Genomic DNA, 4,105 nt, shown 5'->3' with positions numbered 1-4,105 from the left:
CCACATTCAAAGATAGTGGAGGTATACGTTCGACGAAATTCATTAAGGACCTGATATGGTTTTTTATAGTTGCGGCTTTGCCGCTGATAACCATGTTCGGGTATATCACGGTACAGGGCGGCCTTGGCGACTTTGTACGGCAGCAACTGTTTATTGTTTTAAAGGTCTATCCCAATGTTGCGGCATTCAGTCCGTTTTTATTTATTTTCAACAAGGCGTATCCGTTCAATATTTTGATCGGCATCTACTTTTTCGGTTCGATCGCTGCAGGAATTTTATTAGTGGCATTCCATAAAAGGGTCTCAAATACCGTGATCATTACAATTGCCGGTAATCTCATTCTTCTGCTGACCATCAGTTATTCCCTGGATCTCGAGCACATTGCAACAGCAATGCCATTGTTTCTTATGCTGGTCCTTCTGCCGGTGAAGTACGCTTTATCTTATGCAAAAGAGCACAAACGCAATTTCTTTAAGCCTTTGTATTATGTGTCCGGCATTGCAGGTATCTGTCTGTTGGCGTGGGGCGGAAGCAGCATCTTCAGTAATATCAAACGCATAGAAACCCGGTCCTATCCTATCAACATCAATGGAACGAAGCTGTGGACTTTCGATGAACAGAAGGCAGAGCATATCCAAAGTTTTATGAATAATGTACCATCAATTCTTCAGGATCACCGGGATGTGTTCGTGTACCCCTATGCGCCATTGATCTACGTTATGATGCATTATACAAACCCTACACGGTACGATTTTATCTACATTCAATTGGGAATAGAGGGCGCAAATTCATACGTTTTAAGAGATATTATAAACGAACTCCGACAAAGCCATGTCCGCTATTTGATTCAGCACGGTTGGCCGCAGCGATATACTCAAATGCTTATGTCTTTGAAGCATATTACTCCATATCCCAATGTACTTGATGAATTTGTCCAATCCCATTATACAGCGTTGTGGACACTCGGGGAGTATAGTGTATTACAGATAAGGACTATTCCATGAGGGTGTGATTCCCCCTTAGGAAAAGGGGGATAGAGGGGGATTTTAAGAACATGTTGCTGTACAATGATCGTTTAAAACCGTATTCCCAGAATCTTAGAAAAAATATGACAGATGCTGAAAAGGCGTTGTGGTTAAAGTTACGGAGTAAACAGATAAAGGGATATCAGTTTTACAGGCAGAAGCCTTTAGGAAGATTTATAGTTGATTTTTACTGTCCCACGGGGGAGCTGGTTATAGAGATTGATGGTGGACAGCATTACTTAGATGAAGAAAAAGCAAAGGATAGCCAACGAGACAGCTATTTGGAAAGTATCGGATTACATGTGTTGAGGATCTCAGATAGAGAAGTTATTGACAATATGAATGGAGTTTTAGAAAAGATATGGAGTATGATGTGAGCTATGAAATCTCCCCTCACCCCCTCTTTTCCAACGAGGGGTAACGCAGGAGTTTATAAAATGAAAACAGTAAACCCCGTTAGAGAACTTCGATATCATACAATTAATGTAATGAAAGCCATCAATTGTGGTCAGTCATGAAATCGATTTATGCCCGTTTAAAATCGCTGGTATTTTCTAACGTGGTAAAACTATTCTTAGCATGTGTGATTGTCTTTGGTATAAGTTATTTCTATCTTTCCTAATACCGCAATGCTTTCTATTACCTGACTGCCGATGAGGGGTACATCTGTTTTGAAAAAGAACCTTTTTGTTTTATGGCACAGGAAAAGATAAAAAAGAAAGGAAGTTGTCTCTGGTTATTGTCAGAGGTGTGACATTGTAGCGTGCGGTAAAGGCATTCGTGCCCGCTGCCTTGCGGCTTGACCACTTGATTTCATAAGCTTGAAGCTGTTCCCCGCTTTTAACGATTAAATCTACTTCAGCCCCATCCCGGCTGCGCCAAAAATATAGATCAGAGGTATTACCGCAAAGGGCATTGTATTTGGCAAATTCCGCTATTACCCAGTTTTCCCACAGGATACCTATATCGCTCCTATATTCAGAGACATTAAACTCTTTGAGAATTGCATTCCGTACCCCTGTGTCCCAGAAGTAAATTTTTTTGCTTTTTGCCACTTCTTTTCTCAGATTTGTGCTGTAGGCACCTAAACGAAAAACAACGAACGTTTGCTCCAGCAGATCAAGATATTTTTCTACTGTTTGGCGGCTGACCCCAAGATTTGAGGCAAGCTCTGAAATGGAAACCTCTGAACCAACCTGATGTGCAAGAAGCAGAAGGAGTCTTTTGGCAAAGTCAGGATTTTTTATGGTACCGAACTGGAAGACATCTTTTAAGAGATAATCAGCACTTAAGTTAAGCAGGTACTGTATTTTATCCTCAGTGGTTACGGTTTCAGGATAGCTTCCATACACCAAATCTTGCATCATCAAAGAGTAAACTTGCTCATGCATAGGATTGTCCGAAGGTGGCTTGCGAAGCTGTGATGAGATTGACGGAAACCATGATTGTGTAGAAATGATCTCTTTAAAAAGAAGTGGTGTTAAAAAAACTTTTTCGTTCCGTCCTGTCAATGCCTCTGCTGCTTGATCCAGCAGATTCAAGCTCGATGAGCCGGAAAGAATAATTTTTGTAGAGATGCCTGCATCAAACCAACCTTTCACTATTCTGCTTATCTCCGGAAGTCTTTGCGCCTCATCTATAGCTATCACTTGTGGACTGCCTAAACTCTTTATCGCATCAGTGGGTGAAAGGTTTTTAGCTATAAGAAATCTTGCCTTATCTACTTCGATATCAAGGTTAAAGATGGTACCATGGTATTTTTTCAGTACCCTTGTTAAAATGGTTGTTTTACCAACCTGCCTTGCACCAAGCAGAATTAGTATCTTTTGTTTGCTTAATGAATTTTCTATTTTTGCTTCAGCCAAGCGCGGAATATAAAACATAATCTATATATATACAATAATACCATATATTGTCAAGTCAATATTACAATATAGAGCAGCATTGGCTATAAAGTGTGTAAAATACATCAAAATGATAAGGGAATGGTCATACCGTCTATACCATTTACTTTAATTCTCTCTCGGTGTTCATATTTCGTTTGCTAATCTTTGTAATCCTGTGAGTATATTTATTGTTTTCTTCAAAAGAGAGCTTTGCCTGCTTTTTGTGAAACAAATCCTTTGCATTTTCCAAGCAACTTATTCTGGACAGATATGTAATGCAAGGTTGTTTTAGTAACAATTGTATGATATATTTTTTATATGGAAATAAACATCAGCAATTCATATTCGCAAAGGCTGAAAGCATTAAATATTACAATTATTTATCTTTTCGGTTCTTTTGCAGAAGATAAAACTATGCCGTTCAGCGATATTGATATCGGGATTCTGCTTACACAGGAGGCAATGGTAGATACAGGTAAGAACATGGGTGAAATTTATAATCAAGTGTATGACGTTCTTACTGACATGTTTCCATCAAGAAATATTGACATCGTATTCCTCCAAAAAGCCCCCCTTGAGCTAAGATTCGACGTGATAACCCATGGCAGGATTTTGTATGAATCCTCACGGGATGCGAGCCTCAAATTTGAAGAAGACACGATGATACTTTATGCGGATTTCAAACCACTATTGAAAGAGATAAACGATACCATCATAAATAGGGCTTGACTGTATGGTAAAAGAAACAATAAAAAGTCAGTCTATTATACCACGCATAGATGGTATTGAAAGAGATTTAGAGAAATTGGAGGATCTTGGCAAATTACCGCTGGATATTCTGGCAATAGAGGATAATTTTATTAAGGCACAATTTTATCTTCGCAGAGTTCTTGAGGGTGTTTTCCATATTGGTTCACATATACTTGCCAGAATGCCGGGTGGCAGGGTGACTGAATACAAGGAAATTGCATTAAAACTCGGAGAGCTTGGTATTGTTGAGAAAAGTTTTGCAGCCAATCAATTAAAAAAAATGGCGGGTTATAGAAATAGGCTTACGCATTTTTATTCTGATATTACTCCACAAGAGATACATGAGATAATTCAGAATCATCTTGAAGATATTACCGTATTTCTTCAAGCAATAAGAGAGCTCCTTAAACACCCTGAAAAATTCAATCTGTCGCTTGAATAGCA

General features: G+C 38.9%; 5 protein-coding genes. 4 read left to right on the top strand and 1 reads right to left on the bottom strand.

Going from position 1 to position 4,105, the window contains the following annotated elements; genetic code table 11:
- Together M1381_08315 and M1381_08310 are read left to right on the top strand one after the other, a co-directional pair.
- On the top strand, positions 1 to 1,004 hold a 1,004-nt coding region (locus M1381_08315; protein MCL4479081.1), incomplete at its 5' end, for a hypothetical protein.
- A gap of 50 nt (positions 1,005 to 1,054) precedes the next feature.
- Entirely contained in the window at positions 1,055 to 1,402 is a 348-nt protein-coding gene (locus tag M1381_08310; GenBank protein MCL4479080.1) for a DUF559 domain-containing protein, read from the top strand.
- Positions 1,403 to 1,717: 315 nt separating this feature from the next.
- Here the strand turns inward: M1381_08310 and M1381_08305 are convergent, their stop codons facing one another.
- The gene (locus M1381_08305; protein ID MCL4479079.1) at positions 1,718 to 2,908 is read right to left on the bottom strand and encodes an ATP-binding protein; all 1,191 of its coding nucleotides are present in this window, start codon (positions 2,906 to 2,908) and stop codon (positions 1,718 to 1,720) included.
- Between the two features lie 321 nt (positions 2,909 to 3,229).
- Between M1381_08305 and M1381_08300 the strand changes: the two genes are divergently transcribed.
- A complete protein-coding gene (locus M1381_08300; GenBank protein ID MCL4479078.1) occupies positions 3,230 to 3,640 on the top strand; it encodes a nucleotidyltransferase domain-containing protein in 411 nt (136 codons plus the stop codon).
- A gap of 4 nt (positions 3,641 to 3,644) precedes the next feature.
- Positions 3,645 to 4,103 (top strand): DUF86 domain-containing protein, encoded by a 459-nt coding sequence (locus M1381_08295; GenBank protein MCL4479077.1) that lies wholly within the window; start codon positions 3,645 to 3,647, stop codon positions 4,101 to 4,103.
- The last annotated feature ends 2 nt before the right edge of the window (positions 4,104 to 4,105 follow it).

This window comes from Deltaproteobacteria bacterium, from assembly GCA_023382265.1.
Taxonomy (GTDB): domain Bacteria; phylum JAMCPX01; class JAMCPX01; order JAMCPX01; family JAMCPX01; genus JAMCPX01.
This window is presented reverse-complemented; position numbering and strand designations above follow the sequence as displayed.